This is a genomic window from Cuneatibacter sp. NSJ-177 (assembly GCF_022867805.1).
Lineage (GTDB): Bacteria > Bacillota > Clostridia > Lachnospirales > Lachnospiraceae > Pseudolachnospira.
This window is the reverse complement of record NZ_JALIFO010000001.1, coordinates 741,689-759,015: the sequence shown is the minus strand read 5'-3', so window position 1 is coordinate 759,015 and position 17,327 is coordinate 741,689. Positions and strand designations below refer to the sequence as shown.

Here is a 17,327-nt window from a genome sequence, read left to right as displayed (position 1 = left end):
TTGTTATCCTTAGACGTCCCCCTCTTTTCTTTTATTCCGGCAGCATCCAGAGCACCATGCCCGCCCCTCCGGCCGGACCGGGCCGTTTTTCAAAACCAAGTTTCTGGTAAAAGCCTTCTTTTCCGGAGGCGGCCATCAGATTAATCATCCGCGTCTCCTCCTTTGATGTGTTTTCCCGGTAATAGTCCAGAATCCGCTGCATTAAGCTGCGCCCGATTCCGAGCCCCTGATATTCCGGATCCACCATCACATCCACGATCAGCACCATATACCCCTGATCGCTGAGGGTTCTCGCTGTTCCCACCGGCCGGTCTCCGTCCCAGACGGAAAGCAGCAGATCCGAATGCTCAAAACCACGTTTTGCCTGTTCGGGATCAATGGCCGTCCACCCGAACGCCAGGCGCATGGCATTGTAGGCTTCCACCGGGACCGGCACCTGGGTTTTGTAAATCAGTTGATCCAATCTTGGTCTCCTTCCCGTTCCCTGTGACACTCTTCTTTCCTATATTAATATTAGAGGAAAGCTATTCTGCGGATTTTTTACACCTCTTTTGCCATGATCTCCAGCGCTTCTTCCGCCATGCGGATGCAGTAGCGGATATCTTCCTCGGTGTGGGCCGGGCAGACACACAGACGGCTGTTGTGCAGGATCCCCCTCTCCTTCATCAGTCCCATAAAGCGGCCGTGCTTCTTGAAATCGGCGTTGGCCAGCGCATCCTTGTGGTTGATGATCTTTTCCTTTTCGGTGAATACCGGGAACAATGCACCCGGAACGCCCTGGAGGATCATCGGCACACCGGCCTTTTTCGCAGCGTTGAGAAGGCCTTCCCTCAGCATGTCGGTATAGCGGCGGATAACGCGGAATGCCTCTCCATCATTGGCATAGAGCTGACGGATCGTCTCCAGGATCGCAGCGGCAGCCAGCGGGTGGCCGTTATAAGTTCCGACGCCCAGCACTCTGGTATCGGAGATCACATCCATGATCTCTTTCTTTCCAGTATACAGGGCCACCGGGAAGCCGCCGCCAACTGCTTTCGCAAAGGTGCTCATATCCGGCACCACGCCGTAATACTCGGCGGCGCCGCCGGGAGCCACGCGGAAACCGGTCAAAGTCTCGTCAAAAATCAGCACGACATGATATTTGGTGCAGAGTTCCCGGACACCTTCCATGTAGCCCGGCTCACCCACGCATCCGTTCATATTTAAAGCGGAAGGCTCCATCACTACGCAGGCAATTTCGTCCCCGTGTTTCCGGAACAGCTCCCCCATCCCTTCCAGATCATTGAATTCGATCAGGAAACAGTCGTCCAGGGCATGGGCCGCCCGGCCTTCCGTATAGCACATATCGCTGTAATAATCTTTCGGGTCCACCGCGTCGCTGGCAATCGGGTCCGACTCGTCTTTCGTCATGCCGCCCAGCACATAATCCAAACCGCCGTTATACTGGCCTTTGAACTTTACATACATATTTTTCCCGGTGTAGGCTCTCGCAACACGGACCGCATTGAAGACAGCGTCCGCGCCGGATACGGCAAAACGGACCAGCTCCGCCGCAGGCATAATCTCCTGAATCTTCTCCGCCGCCTCGATCTGAATCATACTATCACCGTTGGTGTAGAGAAGATCGACTTCTCGTTTCAGAGCCTCCTTATATTCCTGATTGCTGTGACCCAAAATCGCCGGTCCGGCGGAAAGGGAAAAGTCATAGTACAGATTTCCGTCATAGTCTGTGATATGGCAGCCTTCGGCGCTCTTTACAAAGATCGGAGCGCTGTGCTTTTCCTTTTTGAAATTGGACAGCACGCCGCCGGCAATGCACTTGTAAGCACGCTCAAAGATTTCGTTATTTTTGGTGTGGTCATACATAACAGTTTCCTCCTCTTATTTTCCTGCTGCGTTCAGCATCAGATTCATCATATCTTCCCCGATCTGATCTTTAATCATATCATAAACCGACTGGGTGGCATCCTTCAGGGAGGCCAGCGTCTCGTCGGAAAGGGTCACCACTTCCACGCCCTGTCCTTTCAGGAATTCCAGCTGTTCCGAATTCTGCTTGTCGGAAAGATCTCTTGTGTATTCCGTTGCAGCCTGGCCAGCTTCTTCTACGACCTTCTGAAGATCTTCCGGAAGCTCTCCGTAGATGTCGCCGCTCATCAGGCAGACGCAGGCATGGGGCAGATGGTTGGTCAGAATCACGTATTTTTGCTGCTCATAGAATTTGGAGGAGACCAGGACTTCAATGGGGTTCTCCTGGGCATCGATGGTCTTTTGCTGGAGGCCGATATAAACCTCGCCGAACGCCATGGGGGTCGGGTTCGCACCGTAGGCCTGCCAGATTGCGATGTGATTGGAATTCTTCATGGTACGGATTTTGATTCCACTCATATCTTCCAGTTTCTCCACCTTGATGTTGGAGCTCATCACTCGGAATCCGGAATCGGCTATACCGAGCAGTTTAAATCCGCCGTTTGTATAAATCTCATTGAGCTTCGTGACAAATTCTTCGTTGTCAAAGAGCGCGCGGAACTGGGTGATATCGGTGAATAGGTTTGGCAGGTCGAACATGGCAAGCTCCGGCATAAAATTCACCTGGGGCGCCGTGGTGCTGAGAACGACGGCCAGAGACCCGTCCGCACAGCTCTGGAGGGCTTCGTCGTCTCCTCCCAGCGTTCCGTTGGTATATACGGTTGCCGCGATTCTGCCGCCGCTGCGGGATTCCAGTTCTTCTTTCAGCTTCTGGGCATATTTCGAGATCGTCTCATCGTCACTGGCATCCACGGAGATGTTGAAATTGTACTCCGCGTCCGCCGAAGGGGCCTGACTGCCGCTTCCGGCGGATTCCGCCGCAGTAGTAGCGCTTCCTGCCGCCGCAGTGGTGGTTCCGGAAGAACCGCTTCCGCAGGCCGTAAGAGAAACCGCCATGGTCACCGCCATCATTGCTGCCATCATGTTTCTAAGCTTCTTCATATCTTATCCTCCTTTTTTGCCATTTTGGCTGAGTTATAATAAACAAGTGCTTAACGCAGGTACAAAGGTCACTACCATAAGCGCAACCAGGAAGAACAGCAGGAATGGAACGGCTTTCTTCGCGATTTCCAAAACCTCTACGCCTGTGACCGAACTGGCGATGAAAAGATTGGTGCCGATCGGAGGAGTGACAAATCCGATTGCCAGGTTCACCACAACAATGATGCCGAAATGTACGCCGTTGACGCCCAGCGCCGTCACGATCGGGGCCAGGATCGGGGCCACAATCACGATGGCAGGCGTGGTGTCCATCACCATTCCGAGGAACAGCAGGAAAATGTTGATGGCCAGCAGCACCGTAATCTTCGATCCAAAAGTATCTCCGATCCAAAGTCCCAGGCTCTGGGGAACCTGGAGCAGGGCCAAAACTCTGGCAAAGGCGGATGCGGTGGCCAGGATAAACAGCGCAGGCAGACAGTAGGAAACGCTTTCTTTTAAGACCGGCAGGATATCCCGGATGCTCATGGTGCGGTAGACGAAAAGGCTGACAACCAGAGCGTAAAATACGGAGATAACGGCTGCTTCCGTCGGGGTCGCCAGACCGCCGTAAATCGATCCAAGAATGATGACCGGGGTCAGCAGGGCCCAAAAGCTCTGCATGAAGACTTTTCCCAAACCTTTTGAACGAATCTTTTCTACGGTTTCACTGATCTTTTCCGTATCCTCCCCGTGTTTCCGGCAGTAATAATAAGTGTAGACCATCAGGCAGACGGCAATCAGGATACCGGGCAGGATGCCTCCGATAAACATGTCGCCGACCGACTCGCCCGCTACGGTCGCATATACGATCATCGGAATGCTGGGAGGAATGATAACGCCCAGCCCGCCGGCGACCGCGACCAATGCGGTACAGAATGTCTTATCGTAATTGAGAGCCACCAGAATCGGGATCGTCATACTTCCCACGGCGGCTACAGTTGCCGTGGCAGAACCGGACAGGGCGCCGAAGAACAGACACGTAATAATTACCGCGCAGGGCAGGCCTGCTCTTTTTTTGCCGATGAAGTAGGAAATAAAATCGAACAGCTTTTTGGAAATTTCACCTTTCGACATGATCGTGCCGGAAAGGATGAACATCGGAATCGCCAGATACGGAACGCTTTCCAGTCCGGAGATAATGGCCCGGAGCAGATAGACCGGATTGGCGGAGAAAGTAGAATCCGCAAGTCCCGGAATCACCGATACAATTCCCATGGAAGTGGCGATCGGGATCGAGATAGCGATCAGAACAATAAACAGAACAAGAATAAAAATTGACATCCCTTTTCCCTCCTATTTCTCGTCTTCTTCGGCGGTTCCATGCGTTCCCTTGACATTAAAATAAATGTTTTGGGCGCTGCGGATCACTGCCAGGCCGAATGCGATCAACGGTGCAATCTGGATCAGATACATGGGCAGATGAAGCGCGGCGCTGACCTGTCCGCTCTTCAACGCTTTTCCCAGCAGCTGCCAGGCCGGGATGCACAAAAAGCCATAGAATACAATGGAAATAACATCTTCCAGAATGTGAAAAATGCTTCTGACTTTAACAGGGAACAAGTTGATGATCATCTCCACTTTGATCGAAGAATTTTTGCGGATACAATAGCTGAGGCTGATCATACCCATCCAAATCAGCATATACACGCATATTTCTTCCGGCCAGGAGAGAGACGAATTGAATATGTATCTGGCGCAGACCTGCATCCCCATGAAAATCGCAATCAACACCATGATCACCATCGCGATCTTCTCTTCCAGCCCTTCATCCAATGCCTTCAGAAACGCTTTCCATCCCTTTTTCTTCACTTTTTAGGACCTCCTTTTCTCTGCTTTTTTTCTGTTTTCCGCCAAGTTACAAGGATTTCGGATATTGATGTGGGGTTTGATTATATTTTGTCAACCATCCGGTATCCATTTTGTTTTCTCTCAATTACCGGTTAACGGTAATTTACCACATGTATACATGTTTGTCAATAGAATTTTTTAATCTTGTTGTTCTCTTTTTGCGCGGCATAATTGGAAATTTTTTTCGCACATTTCATTTTACTATTTTTAGCAATTATAGAATTGCGCTTATAATTATTAAGTTTTTATCATTTTAATCACTATGAAGCTATATGTATCGCTAAAAACATTACTTTTAAAAAGATATATACATCTTATCTTTTCAAAGAAAAAAGCACCCTTTCGAGTGCTCCGTTCTTCCGCCCTTTTGCCGTCTAAAATTCAATATGCACATCCAAGATCTGCGTCACTTTTTCCAGATTCTGTTCCCGGATCCCCTGGATAATCTCCAAATGCTCCTCCATGCTCTTCTCCACGTTCTGGAATGCTTTCACCGACATATATTGGTACCGTTTCAGGTTCATACAGATGGCGTCCATTGCGGTCTTGACAAAGCGGTTATGGCTTTTCATGATAATCAGGTCATGAAGCATCCAATCCGCATCTGCATATTCATCAACTGTCACGTTCCCCCCATGCCTGACCCTCTCATAAAGGGCCCGGAAACAGGTTTCCAAATGGGCGGTCTCCTCCTCCGAAAAATGAAAAATCGCCGTCTTGACCGCCAAAATTTCCAAGGCTTTTCTCACCTCATATGCGTCGGCGATCTCCTCTGAAGATATTTCGGTTACAAAGGTTCCAACTCCGTCTTTTACCTCCACCAGTCCTTCGCTTTCCAGGCGTCGGATTGCCTCCCGGATTGGAGTCCGGCTCATCTGGAATACCGTGGTCAGATAATTCTCGCCGATCATCTCCCCTGGTTTCAGCCGGTTGCTCATGATTCCCTGTTTTAATTCCTCATAGGCAATCTCCATACGGCTCTTCTTTTTTATCTTAGCCGGGTCCGTTCCCTTCACCCGGCGCTTCTGTGCTTCCGCCATTCCATTTCCTCCCTACGATACTTGTCCTTCAAAAAGTTTGTTTTTTATCATATCATTCTTCCCGGACAGTGGCAAGACTATTGGCTAAATTTTTCACTATCTTTTGTATACAGGCGGTGAAACTTATTCGCCCCTTCCCCATCGCCTGCCGTGAAATACGCCATGCCCTGACCCGTCTATGAAAGTGGTTCTATTTACTTTTTTCCAACTCTATGCTATTATTTTATCGAAAACTTTTTATAAAAACCAAAAGATAAAGGCACTTTTCAGCGTTAGCTTATAAAATAAAACGGCCGAAAACGAAGAAAATACCAAAGAAGTTTTCAAACGGAATGATGTCCCTCTGATTCTTTTGAAAAACAACAAACAAAAAGGAGATCTTCATTATGCTTCAAGGAAAGCAACAGCCGCCATTGTCTGCTCGTGTATTTTTTCCTTCAGACCGCCAAAGAGAAATTTTTCAAACTGCCACGCGGCTGTTTTTAACCCAAGGATATAAAAAAACCACAGTCCGCAAAATAGCCCAGACCATGGACATTGCTCCCAGTATGGTTATCTATTATTTTGGGAATAAGCAGAATATCGCGCTTACGTTTTTGCAGACAAAGATGCAGCAGCTGATCGACGAGGTTCATCCTCTTGTCAACATTTCAGAAAATCCTGAAGTTTTCTGCTGCACAGCCGTCCGCCTGTTTCAAACCGTTATGGCGTCCCCCAATTTCTACCATTTTTATCATGAAATGATCGAAGAAAAATTATTTCATAAATTTTTCTTTACCGCCGACGGGGAAGTCAACTCCACTACCCTGATCATGAACAAATATAAAATTGATTTGTCTCCTCTGCAGGCGAATATTTATTCTCACTATATCATGCCCAGTATTGAAATGGCCCTTTGGATTGCAGTCGGGCAAGAAGCCCCCAGCGAAGAAATCCTGGATCTTTCTTTTCGCGCTTTCATGGGACTTCTCCGCATTCCGGCAGATGAAGTGGATATCTATTGCGAGACCGGCAAGACGCTTGTAAAACAGATTTTGGAAAAGCGGCCGGATTTCCTGGCTATCCCCTGAAAGAAACAGAAGCAAGAAAGAATTTTCTATAAACAGACATGTTGCTTACGTAGACATTACATGAATGAAAAACCGCGCTGTAAAACTGCTGCAGCGCGGCAAGAGAGAAGAAAACACATTCGGATCTATGCTCCATAACCAAGGATCAGCTTTGGAAGCCAAAGAGACAGTTCAGGAACAAAAGATACCAACAAAATAATAGGAATCCAAATGATAAGAATGATCGAGAAGGTGGACGGCATCATCTTTGTCACCGACACTTTCCCCAGGCGCGAGGCCATATAGAGCAGGGGCGCACAGGGAGGCGTGACGCATCCCATCCCAAAATTCACAGCCAGCATACAGGCAAACTGAATGGGGTCCACTCCCACACTTTGAACAATTTTCAGCATGATCGGCCCGCACAAGAGCATTGCTGAACAATCATCCATCAAGAGCCCCAAAAACACCATAAACAGGTCTACAAGTAAAATCACCACTACGCGGTTGCTGGTCAGCGTATTCAGCAGATGGATCAGCACGCCGGACAAATCCTCCACTAAATAAATCCTGCTCAGCATGGAAACAGTAAAAACCATCAAAGTACATACGCCCGCACTGATCCCCGTTTTTGCAAAAACATTTCCCACATCCCGGATTTTCAGTTTCCGGTAAACCCAGATCCCCACCGGCAGCGCATAGAGAACAGAGACCGCCGCCGCCTCGCTTGTCGTCATAATCCCGCTGTAAATTCCGCCCAAAACAATAATCGGGAAAAGAAGCGCCGGAAATGATTTTTTACTTACCCCTAAAGCCTTCTTTGCCGATAATTTGGGCGCAAGCTGAATGCTTGGGAGATTTCTGCATTGATAGCACATCCAGGCGCTGAACGCTACGATTAAAATAACCCCCGGTACCACCGTTGATAAAAAGCAGGCAAGAACGGACTGCCCGGTCAGCCAGGCATACAAGAGCATCGTCCCGCTGGGAGGAATGAAACAGCCAAGCATACTGCATGACGCCAGCAGGGAACTGGACAATTCCTCCGGATATCCGGCTTCTTTCATTCTCGGCAGCAAAATAGAGCCGATGACTGTTTCCGCTGCAAAAGCGCTTCCGGAAATAGCGCCGAAGATTGCGCAAGTTACCGTCATCACGATTCCCAGCCCGCCTTTAATCCGCCCAAAAATCATATTGACGAAATTGATCAGGTGTTCTCCGATACCGCCCCGTTCAATGACACCGCCTGCAATAATAAACATGGTAAAGGCCACAAAGGTAACGCCGTTCAGCATGGAATAACTATACGGGAATAAATAATCAATCGTATATCCGCCTGCCACAATCAGAAAAAGGGTTGTGCCAAAAAAAACCAACGCTACCGGCAAACCGATCATCAAAAGCACAAATAACATGATGAAAGAAACTATCACATACCAAGACAATGTCATTGTTCCGCCTCCTTCTCTTTCGTCCCTCTATCCCGCCGGTCCGTTACCAGATGATATATGTAGAAGCAATAGTGAAGGGTGGTATAAACCATCATCATAAACCCGCTGTAGCAAACGGCGGCATACCCAATCAGATAAGGCAGATGATGAACCTCCGTATACATAGGAATCTTCACGCCTCTCTGAATCATGCAGACAGAACAATAAAAGAAAGCGACATACAACAATAATTCTAGCGTATTCCGCACGAAAGTATTTGCCGCCAAAAGCCTTTTGTTTTGAAATAGAACATCAAAAACATCCGCATTCAAATGACTTTTTTCAAATGCCCCTACGCCGGCGCCCATGAAAAACAGCCAGATCATGCAAAAGTACAAGTACTCATTCAGACCGTTTAAATCCACTTTCAGAATATACCGCGCGATTACAGTCGTACACATCATGACAAACATCCCAAAACCGGCAAGTGCGACCAGCACCCGGTTTAATGTAATAAAATAGCGAAAAAAACGCAGCCGGGGATTTGTCATTATAAAATTTTTATCATCCATTCCAGCCTCCTGATTCAGCACTTCCCATCCTTTGTCCCTTTCCGCGCAACCCTACATAGGCAGCTGGTACGGCTCAAAGGCGGAAAGTACCTTTGAGCCGTACCTTCTTTTTATTTCAGTTGATATGCCTCAACGATTTCCTGATAGAAAGCATCCCCATAGTCATCCGCCAAGGTATCCCAATGACTGCGGCACAGCTCGGCCAATTCCTGCAGTTGTGCGTCTTCCGGCACCACTACCGTAACGCCGGCCGCTTTCAACTTTTTATAAGCTTCTTCCGTTGCATTTTGATATTCTTGTACGCTCTGCTCCAGCATACCTCCTCCGTATTTCTGGAAAGCCGCCTGCTGTTCATCGGTTAATTTATCCCAAAATACATTGCTGACCACTATGCTGTTGACCGAAGCAAACAACCCAATCTCATAATAAGCATCTATCACATCACTGAATTGCGTGCTGGCAGTTAGAGCCGTCGCTCCCACAAAGCCATCAATCACTCCTGTTTGAACAGAAGAATACACTTCCGACCAAGATACACTGGTAGGAATATAGCCTAAATCAGTCAAAAATGCTCGCAGCCGCATATCACTAGTCGCCCGAATCTGGAGCTTATCTCCCCCGCCAAGTCCGATCGGGTTGGAAGGTGTTTTTCCCTTTAGAGCAAGTCCGCACATACCGCTTAAATCAAATCCCAAAAAAGTAAGCTTTTCTTCTTCACAGAGCTGTACTGTCGTCCGATAGGCAAAACCTTCCTCCCGAAAAGCAGTCAAAGCATCCTCCGCAGATACGCACAGATAAGGAATAATCGTCACAGCTGCCAATGGATGAATCACCGGGCTCAGGCCACCGTAAATCATTTCAACGGTACCTTCCATGCACTCTGCATTTACGTCCGTAAAGTCTCCCAGAGAACCGTTCGCGTAAATTTCAAATTCAAAAGCATCCCCGCACGCCTCATTTACTTTTTCAGTAAACTGAAGGCAGCGCTGATAATCTAAAGATTCCGTGCTTTCCGTCATGGAAATCTTCACTGGTATTTTTCCTCCAGCCGCCGTCTCTTCCTGTTTTCCATCTGTTCCGGAAGGACCTGGCTTGTCCGCTCCCGCTCCTCCCCCGCAGCCAGACGCAGACAAAACAATAACAGCAACACCAAGAAATGCGGTCAGCTTCTTCCAATTTTTTTTCATACGCCTCTTCTCCTTTACTTTTTCCAGCTATAACCCAAAAGCCACATCATATGCTAAACGGGTTGCCTCTGCAATGGTTGCCGGACGATAGCAGTCGCCAATCCTGAAAAAATACTTCGCGTGTTCCCGAAGAGCTTCCGCTTCCTCCCTTTTGGGAACCATTCCCACCGCCAACAGGATCGTATCTGCCTGATAAACCTCCTCTCTTCCGTCCTTTCCCCTTACCCAGACGCCTTCCTCTGTGATTCGATCGCAGCTGCTATTAAGCACAGCTTTCGGGGCTCCCGGCTGTTCAAATTTGCGATTGACAGCGGTGTAATGCAGATAGGGCGCCCCGAAACACAGGGAATCCCGCATCTCGATTACAGTAACGTCATGCCCCAATTCCTGTAGATGGAGCGCCTCCTCCGCGCCGATCGGGCCTCCTCCAATAATGACCACCCGGTGTCCCAGCTTTGTCTGACGCATCCGGTCCACCGTCACAACCCGTGGATCCTGGATTCCCGGAATCGGAAGAATCATGGGCGAAGCGCCAATCGCGGCAATCACCACATCCGCCCCAATCTCATCAATAAGTTCAGGTGTAACCGAAGTATGGAAACGTACTTCGATCGGACGCTCCGCCACCCGCCGTTTCAATACGTCCAAATAAGTTCGGTAATCCTCCTTAAAAGACGGGCCGATAATTGTATTTAACCGTCCGCCCAAGTCCGCTTTCTCTTCGCAAAGGATGACTTGATGTCCCCGGTCACAGGCTGTAATTGCCGCCTGCATCCCTCCTGGGCCGCCGCCGGCCACCAGAACTTTTTTCCGCGGCCCCGCCGGATGAAGGTTCTTCTGCCATTCCCGGCCAACTTCCGGATTTACTGTACAGCGAAGAACATGCGCATGAAAAGGCGTATAATGCGCCGGATCATAAGCGCACGGGAGGCAGTAGTTACAGCGCAGACATGGCGTGATATCCTCTTCTCTTCCTTCGTATGCCTTCTCCACCCATTTCGGATCGGCAATGAATCCCCGGCCAACCGCAATCACATCCGCTTGCTCTTCTGCGATAATCTGCTCCATCTGCTGCAGATGATCCAGACGCCCCACAACCGCCACCGGCACATGAACCGCCCGCTTCACCGCCGCGGCCAGTTCTAAATTACACCCGCGCGGGGCAAATGCGCTGGGAAAAAGCGTCCCGCAGGTGGGATCCCAAAAAGTCGAAGAAGACACATGGATCAAGTCGACCTGATCCTCAAGCATCTTTGCCAGTTCAATCGCTTCATCCAAAGCGAATCCGCCCTCCATATGTTCATCCCCGCACATGCGGTATTCCAGTCCCAATTTTGGACAACGTTTCCGAACAGCTTCCACCACCATGCAGGCAAAACGGGCCCGATTTTCAAAAGATCCGCCGAACCGGTCCTTGCGGTGATTCAAAGCCGGAGACAAAAACTGATTAATTAACCAACCGTGAGTCCCATGGATTTGAACCATATCATGACCGGCATACTGCGCCATCTCGGCAGCCCGCGCAAAGCAATCTACGATTTCCTCGATCATGTCCTCGCTCATTTCCGTCGTTCGGATTCCATAAGGATTCATGATCTCACTGGGAGCGTAAATTTTACCGTTCCAGGTATGTTTTTCATCCGTCCAGCATCCAAAATGACAAATGGAAATTGACGATAAAGCGCCATAACGGTGAACGGATTCCGAGTCCTGGATCATGTCAAACAGCATCGCTGCATCGTCGAAATCCGGACCATCTCCGCCGCCTCCCCCCTCCTTTTTTACCGTAATCCCTTCGTGAACGACCAAACCTGCTCCGGATGCAGCCTTTCCCTCATAATAGATCTGATTCTGCATGGATTTTTCTGCGGCAGCAGGATTAGGAATCGCGGTAGGAGCCACTTCAATTCGATTTTTCATGATAAGGTGCCTGCCGATCCGAAGTGGACGGAACAGGTACGGATATTTATCGTGCATATGGCATACACTCCTCTCTGTCTGTTCTGAACCTAAGCGTCCCAAAGCTCCTGCAGTTGCTCTGCGCTTAGATCAAACATATATCGAACATGTTCGAATTCCATTTTTATATTAGCATTGCTTTTGTATGTTGTCAATATATTTCTCTTCATTGAATTGTTTTTCTTACTTCGCTCTCTCTACAGCCATGTTTAAATATATATATCTAATTAATTTCATTCAAAAAAACGGATAAGTACAAAAGAACTGTGTTTCAGTAACGTCATACCTGCTTTTTTCTGGCGTGAAAAAAGCGGTCAATCGCAATGACGAACCGCTTGATCCATACTTCTTATGTTGATTTTTAATGGCTATTCAAAAACAACACCCGCTCTCCTGATCGAGAAATGGGTGTTGTTTTATTTATAATCCTTTCAGGCAGGAAGCCTAAACTTATCTTACCTCTTCCGGCAGCGTCTCAATGACAACCGCCGTTCCATTCACAGAGACTCCTATCATATTTGCGGCAAAGGTCGCAATTTGATAGCTGACGCCAATAATTGCATTCGCACCTGTCTGGGCCGCCTGCCTTCTCATTTCCATCTGCGCCTCTAACTTTACCATTCGCATCTTTTCTTCAAACATCCCGGAGCGCTTCCCAAACGTGTCCGAAACAGAGGCAGCAAATTCACTGACAAAACCCGTACCGAGAACGGCTTCCCCTCCCACCAGTCCGCAATATTTGCGGATGCGGTACCCGTCCACCTGGAAGCCTGTGGTACAGATCATATTGGCTTCTGCTTCTTTGTGCTTTTGTTCTAACTCTTTTCGTTCTGCCTCTTCCTGCGCCAGGCGCTCCCGCTCTTCTTTATCTAGATAAGGACGAAAATAAGCGGAAAGCTCCGGATCAAGAGAGATATTCTTGATCGATTCAAAATATTCTACGACGGAAGGATCCGGATTCGTCCCCGCCTCGTTTGCAGACTGGAGAATCCCCAAGTTCATATTACAGATATGGCAGATTTTTATATCTTTTTTTCCAAGCTTTAGCCAGGTTGCCCCAACATATCGGTTGATCTCTTTCTGACAAATCGAACAGCGCTCCATGTTATCCTCCCCTTCTGCTCCTCGCAAAAATGCTCCTGCAAGCAGGGCATTTTTACTCGTCCCTCTTCCGCCTACGGCCGGAAGCCTTCTGCTCCTCGCAAAAATGCTCCTGCAAGCAGGGCATTTTTACTCGTCCCAGTTATGGTATACGTTTTGTACGTCGTCGTCTTCGTCCAGGAGGTCTAGGATCCGGCCCATCATTTTAATGTCGGTCTCGTCGGAGAGCTCTACCCAGGTCTGGGGCAGCATGGTGACTTCGGCTTCCACCATCGGGACGCCGGCCTGCTCCAGGGCCTCGCGCACAGCGCTGAAATCATCCGGGGCAGTCAGCACTTCGTAGCTGTCCTCCTCCTCCGAGAGATCCTCGGCGCCAGCGTCCAAAGCCGTCATCATCAGCTCGTCAAAGTCCATGCCGCACTCTTCCTTGTCGATGATGATCTGGCCTTTCTGATCAAACATAAAGGAGACACAGCCCTGGGTCCCCACGTTTCCGCCGCCTTTGGTGAAGGCATTGCGGACATTGGACGCGGTCCGGTTCTTGTTGTCCGTCAGCGCTTCTACGATAATGGCCGTGCCGTTGGGGCCGTATCCTTCGTATGTAACCGATACATAATTGACATTTCCCATATCCCCGGAAGCCTTTTTGATGCTGCGGTCAATGGTATCGTTCGGCATGTTGTTCGCCTTCGCCTTGGCGATTACATCGCGGAGCTTGCTGTTGTTGTCGGGGTCCGCGCCGCCCTCTTTTACGGCGACGGCGATTTCACGGCCGATCCGGGTAAATACTTTGCCCTTAGCCGCATCGTTCTTTTCCTTTTTATGCTTAATGTTTGCAAATTTCGAATGTCCAGACATGGATTCTCCTTCCGGCCCTTGGGCCCTGTTGTGTTTTTAGTTCCGCCGGACATGCAGTCAGACAGTCTTCCTCCCCGGAAGGGAGAAACACTGTCTGACTGCCGATGTTTCGGCAATAATTGAAGTTATTTTATCATGAAATACCGTACATTTCAAGCCCTGACTGTGGATTATGTATCCAGCTCCAGGCTGACCAGCAGGGCGTGATCCACTTTATCCAGGTAATCGGAATCCAGATGACAAACCTTTTCGCGCAGCCGCGTCTTATCCACTGTCCGCAGCTGTTCCAAAAGGACCACGGAATCCCGTACCATATTGCAGTTATAAGCATTTAGCTCTACGTGGGTTGGCAGCTTCGCCTTATTCATCTTTGAGGTAATGGCAGCACAGATCACCGTCGGGCTGTGCTTGTTTCCCGTGTCGTTCTGAATGATCAGAACCGGCCGGACGCCGCCCTGTTCGGAACCGACGACCGGACGCAGGTCCGCATAGAAAACATCTCCTCGTCGAATAATCACATTGTTCACACTCCATGTTCCAAATTCCCATCTCCTCACGGATGGATTAACTGTAGTATTTCCAATGTATCCCACGTTTATTCAATTTTTTTATTTCGCTCCGATTCGGCAAAGTTTCTGCTGTGAAACCGGGAGAATGCGACTTTACTTTAGATAAATCCGAGGAATCCGGCGCTCCAATCCGCAGACAAACTCATAGTTGAACCGCCCGCAAAGTTCCGACAGATCCTCAACGAAAATTTTCTCCCCGCCGTCGGAGCCGATCAAAGTGACCTCATCGCCCTCCGACGCTTCCGGAATCTCCGTCACATCCACCATGAATTGGTCCATACAGATCCGCCCAAGAATCGGTGCCTTCTTTCCGCGGATCAGCACAAACCCTTTGTCTGACAGCATACGCGGATACCCGTCGCCGTATCCGACCGGAACCGTGGCGACCCGCCGTTTTTCATCCAGGACTCGGATATGATTATAGCTGATTCCCTCCCCGGCTTCCACTTCTTTGACATAGACGACCTGACTTTTCAGCTCCAGCGCCGGCTCCAGCAGGACCTCCCGTCCCACTTCCCCGGAAGGATAAAGCCCATACATGGCAATGCCGACCCGGACCATATCCATGGCAGTCTCCGGCAAATCCAGGGACGCCGCGCTGTTGGCACAGTGATGGATCGGAATCGGGGACGCCCCCTCCTCCACCCGGCGGATAAAATCCTGGAACCCTTCGTACTGCCGCCTGGTATATTCTTTTTCCATCTCATCGGCCCTGGCAAAGTGGGTGAAAATCCCTTCCACCAGAGCACCATTCAGCGTCCGGATCCGGCGCACCGTCTCCACCGCATCCTCGGTCAGAGGGAATCCAATCCGGTGCATACCGGTATCCACCTTGATGTGAATCATGGCAGGTTTCCCTAAACGTCTCCCCAGTTCCGCCAACTCGACGGCATCCTTTTCTTTAAAAACAGTAAACCGGATTTCGTTTTGAATCAGTTCTTCATAATCTTCCGGCCACGCATATCCCAGGATTAAAACCGGCGCCTTCACGCCAGCCGCCCGCAGATCCAGCGCCTCCTTCACCGTAGCTACGGCGAAAAAATCCGCATAAGCATCTAAAAAAGACGCCACCGCCACCGCTCCGTGGCCGTAACCATCCGCCTTTACAACCGCGCAGACTTTCGTCTGCTCCGGCAGGCGTTTCCGAATTCGCTCCAGGTTTCCCTGTATTTTTTTCAAATCAACCCTGGCAGCCACCCGTTCACAATATCTCATCGTATCCTCCGTGCAATATCTCCAGCCATCACGGCTCTTTCTCCGAATTGTTCCGCCGCAGCGTCTCCGGCCAGGCTGTGCATCAGCACACCGTAGGCAGCCGCCTCAAACGGCTTCATTCCTCCGGCCAGCAGCCCTCCGATCACGCCGGACAGGACGTCCCCGCTGCCCCCGGTCGCCATGCCGGAATTTCCGCAGGTATTGACGTACAGCCGCTTTCTTCCGTCCGCCACCAACGTACGGGCATCTTTTAACACCAGCACCGCTCCGGTTTTCTCGGCAAAGGAACGGGCCGTCTCCGGCAGGTCCACGGTCATATGGGAAATCGGAACTCCGGTCAGACGGGACATCTCTCCCAGATGGGGCGTCAGAATCGTGTCCTCTCCCAATGCCTCAAACATCTCGCGATGTCCGGAAATGGTGTTCAGCGCATCCGCGTCCAAAACAACCGGCGACCTCCGGTATTGCAGCACATAGCGCAGGATGCTGGTCGTGCGGTCGTTTTGGCCGAGCCCTGGGCCGATCACAATAGCCCCAGCCCATTCGCACGCCTCTTTCAGCAGATCCAAAGGCAGCTCTCCTCCCCCATAGGTGGTAAGAATCGCCTCCGGCAGGGAGGTCTGCAAGACCACCCGGTTCTCCTCCGGTGTCATCACGCGAACCAGGCCTGCTCCGCTCCGGTAGGCCGCCGTTCCGCTTAAAACCGCCGCCCCGGCCATGTTTTTCGTCCCCGCGATAACCAGGACCTTGCCAAAAGTTCCCTTGTTAGAATAGGGCGGCCTTTCCGGCAGGGAGGCCAGATCGCCTTCGTCCATGGTGAACGCTTTCGGGGCTGCAAACGCGCGGCTCATCTTGGGAATCCCAATATCCCGGACCACGGTCTGGCCGCAGTAGTCTTTTCCCGGATATAGCGCCATGCCCAGCTTTTCACACTGGAAAGTGACCGTCAGATCAGCTTTCACCGCACAGCCCAGCACCGCCCCGGTATCGGCTGAGATTCCGCTGGGGATATCGACCGACACCACGGTGGCCCCGGACTGATTGATGGCCGCGATCGCCTCTTCATACGGTCCGGAAACCAGCCGGGAGAGGCCGGTTCCAAACAGAGCGTCCACCACGACAGGGATCCGGTTACTTTTAATATATTCCGCAGTCAGCGGCTCGTGCACCGACGGGATCTTCAAATTCTTACAAATTTTCGCCTGGATTCGCCATTCTTCTGTGGCTTTCAACTGATTGCCGACCACGGCAACGCGGACCCGGTGCCCTTCTTCCGCCAACAGCCTTGCCATGGCCAGGCCGTCCGCTCCGTTGTTGCCGGTTCCGCATACAATAAGAATCGAGGGTTGCCCTTCCAGGCACCCTCGCATCTCACTGACAGCTGCTGCTGCCGCATGCTCCATTAATACAGTTGACGGAATCCCGACGGTTTCGATGGAATAACGGTCCATTCCCTTCATTTCCAAACCATCTGTCAAAAAACGCATGATATC

At 50.3% G+C, this 17,327-nt stretch carries 16 protein-coding genes; 1 reads left to right on the top strand and 15 read right to left on the bottom strand.

What is annotated here, in order from left to right:
• Positions 1–31: 31 nt before the first annotated feature.
• From MUB23_RS03390 to MUB23_RS03365, 6 genes are all read right to left on the bottom strand, one after another.
• Entirely contained in the window at positions 32–463 is a 432-nt protein-coding gene (locus tag MUB23_RS03390; protein WP_244798818.1) for a GNAT family N-acetyltransferase, read from the bottom strand.
• Positions 464–540: 77 nt separating this feature from the next.
• Entirely contained in the window at positions 541–1,866 is a 1,326-nt protein-coding gene (locus MUB23_RS03385) for an aspartate aminotransferase family protein (protein ID WP_244798816.1), read from the bottom strand.
• 15 nt (positions 1,867–1,881) lie between these two features.
• Positions 1,882–2,967, bottom strand: coding sequence for a TRAP transporter substrate-binding protein (locus MUB23_RS03380; RefSeq protein ID WP_244798814.1), 1,086 nt, complete (start codon positions 2,965–2,967; stop codon positions 1,882–1,884).
• A 33-nt stretch (positions 2,968–3,000) separates the two neighbouring features.
• Positions 3,001–4,287 (bottom strand): TRAP transporter large permease, encoded by a 1,287-nt coding sequence (locus tag MUB23_RS03375; RefSeq protein ID WP_244798812.1) that lies wholly within the window; start codon positions 4,285–4,287, stop codon positions 3,001–3,003.
• A gap of 12 nt (positions 4,288–4,299) precedes the next feature.
• Positions 4,300–4,815 carry a TRAP transporter small permease gene (locus MUB23_RS03370; protein WP_244798811.1) on the bottom strand — a complete coding sequence of 172 codons (516 nt, stop codon included), beginning with the start codon at positions 4,813–4,815 and terminating at the stop codon, positions 4,300–4,302.
• Positions 4,816–5,228: 413 nt separating this feature from the next.
• A complete protein-coding gene (locus MUB23_RS03365) occupies positions 5,229–5,894 on the bottom strand; it encodes a GntR family transcriptional regulator (protein WP_244798809.1) in 666 nt (221 codons plus the stop codon).
• A gap of 386 nt (positions 5,895–6,280) precedes the next feature.
• Here MUB23_RS03365 and MUB23_RS03360 point away from each other — a divergent pair, with 386 nt between their 5' ends.
• Positions 6,281–6,964 (top strand): TetR/AcrR family transcriptional regulator, encoded by a 684-nt coding sequence (locus MUB23_RS03360; protein ID WP_280515608.1) that lies wholly within the window; start codon positions 6,281–6,283, stop codon positions 6,962–6,964.
• A gap of 125 nt (positions 6,965–7,089) precedes the next feature.
• On the opposite strand, the gene MUB23_RS03355 is transcribed toward MUB23_RS03360, so the two are convergent.
• The 9 genes from MUB23_RS03355 to MUB23_RS03315 all read right to left on the bottom strand — a co-directional run bounded on the left by MUB23_RS03355 (position 7,090) and on the right by MUB23_RS03315 (position 17,321).
• Positions 7,090–8,394 (bottom strand): TRAP transporter large permease, encoded by a 1,305-nt coding sequence (locus MUB23_RS03355; protein WP_244798799.1) that lies wholly within the window; start codon positions 8,392–8,394, stop codon positions 7,090–7,092.
• Positions 8,391–8,945 carry a TRAP transporter small permease gene (locus MUB23_RS03350; protein ID WP_244798798.1) on the bottom strand — a complete coding sequence of 185 codons (555 nt, stop codon included), beginning with the start codon at positions 8,943–8,945 and terminating at the stop codon, positions 8,391–8,393. The genes MUB23_RS03355 and MUB23_RS03350 overlap by 4 nt, the downstream gene beginning before the upstream one ends.
• Before the next feature lie 110 nt (positions 8,946–9,055).
• Positions 9,056–10,132, bottom strand: a complete 1,077-nt coding sequence (locus tag MUB23_RS03345; protein WP_244798797.1) for a TRAP transporter substrate-binding protein — start codon at positions 10,130–10,132, stop codon at positions 9,056–9,058.
• 27 nt (positions 10,133–10,159) lie between these two features.
• Positions 10,160–12,109 (bottom strand): oxidoreductase, encoded by a 1,950-nt coding sequence (locus MUB23_RS03340; protein ID WP_280515607.1) that lies wholly within the window; start codon positions 12,107–12,109, stop codon positions 10,160–10,162.
• Between the two features lie 432 nt (positions 12,110–12,541).
• Positions 12,542–13,222, bottom strand: coding sequence for a YbjQ family protein (locus tag MUB23_RS03335; RefSeq protein WP_244798795.1), 681 nt, complete (start codon positions 13,220–13,222; stop codon positions 12,542–12,544).
• A gap of 99 nt (positions 13,223–13,321) precedes the next feature.
• On the bottom strand, positions 13,322–14,050 hold the full coding sequence (locus MUB23_RS03330; RefSeq protein WP_244798794.1) for a YebC/PmpR family DNA-binding transcriptional regulator: 729 nt from the start codon (positions 14,048–14,050) through the stop codon (positions 13,322–13,324).
• Positions 14,051–14,220: 170 nt separating this feature from the next.
• The gene (locus MUB23_RS03325; RefSeq protein WP_244798793.1) at positions 14,221–14,568 is read right to left on the bottom strand and encodes a type II toxin-antitoxin system PemK/MazF family toxin; all 348 of its coding nucleotides are present in this window, start codon (positions 14,566–14,568) and stop codon (positions 14,221–14,223) included.
• 144 nt (positions 14,569–14,712) lie between these two features.
• The gene (alr, locus tag MUB23_RS03320) at positions 14,713–15,834 is read right to left on the bottom strand and encodes an alanine racemase (RefSeq protein ID WP_244798792.1); all 1,122 of its coding nucleotides are present in this window, start codon (positions 15,832–15,834) and stop codon (positions 14,713–14,715) included.
• Positions 15,831–17,321 (bottom strand): NAD(P)H-hydrate dehydratase, encoded by a 1,491-nt coding sequence (locus tag MUB23_RS03315; protein WP_244798790.1) that lies wholly within the window; start codon positions 17,319–17,321, stop codon positions 15,831–15,833. Before MUB23_RS03315 ends, alr begins: the two co-directional genes overlap by 4 nt.
• Positions 17,322–17,327: the final 6 nt, after the last annotated feature.

Excerpts from the sequence above, each read along its gene's own strand:
- MUB23_RS03385 (WP_244798816.1), bottom strand. The coding sequence starts at position 1,866 with ATGTATGACCACACCAAAAATAACGAAATCTTTGAGCGTGCTTACAAG.
- MUB23_RS03380 (WP_244798814.1), bottom strand. The coding sequence starts at position 2,967 with ATGAAGAAGCTTAGAAACATGATGGCAGCAATGATGGCGGTGACCATG.
- MUB23_RS03375 (WP_244798812.1), bottom strand. The coding sequence starts at position 4,287 with ATGTCAATTTTTATTCTTGTTCTGTTTATTGTTCTGATCGCTATCTCG.
- MUB23_RS03365 (WP_244798809.1), bottom strand. The coding sequence starts at position 5,894 with ATGGCGGAAGCACAGAAGCGCCGGGTGAAGGGAACGGACCCGGCTAAG.
- MUB23_RS03360 (WP_280515608.1), top strand. The coding sequence starts at position 6,281 with ATGCTTCAAGGAAAGCAACAGCCGCCATTGTCTGCTCGTGTATTTTTT.
- MUB23_RS03355 (WP_244798799.1), bottom strand. The coding sequence starts at position 8,394 with ATGACATTGTCTTGGTATGTGATAGTTTCTTTCATCATGTTATTTGTG.
- MUB23_RS03350 (WP_244798798.1), bottom strand. The coding sequence starts at position 8,945 with ATGGATGATAAAAATTTTATAATGACAAATCCCCGGCTGCGTTTTTTT.
- MUB23_RS03345 (WP_244798797.1), bottom strand. The coding sequence starts at position 10,132 with ATGAAAAAAAATTGGAAGAAGCTGACCGCATTTCTTGGTGTTGCTGTT.
- MUB23_RS03340 (WP_280515607.1), bottom strand. The coding sequence starts at position 12,109 with ATGCACGATAAATATCCGTACCTGTTCCGTCCACTTCGGATCGGCAGG.
- MUB23_RS03330 (WP_244798794.1), bottom strand. The coding sequence starts at position 14,050 with ATGTCTGGACATTCGAAATTTGCAAACATTAAGCATAAAAAGGAAAAG.
- alr (WP_244798792.1), bottom strand. The coding sequence starts at position 15,834 with ATGAGATATTGTGAACGGGTGGCTGCCAGGGTTGATTTGAAAAAAATA.
- MUB23_RS03315 (WP_244798790.1), bottom strand. The coding sequence starts at position 17,321 with ATGCGTTTTTTGACAGATGGTTTGGAAATGAAGGGAATGGACCGTTAT.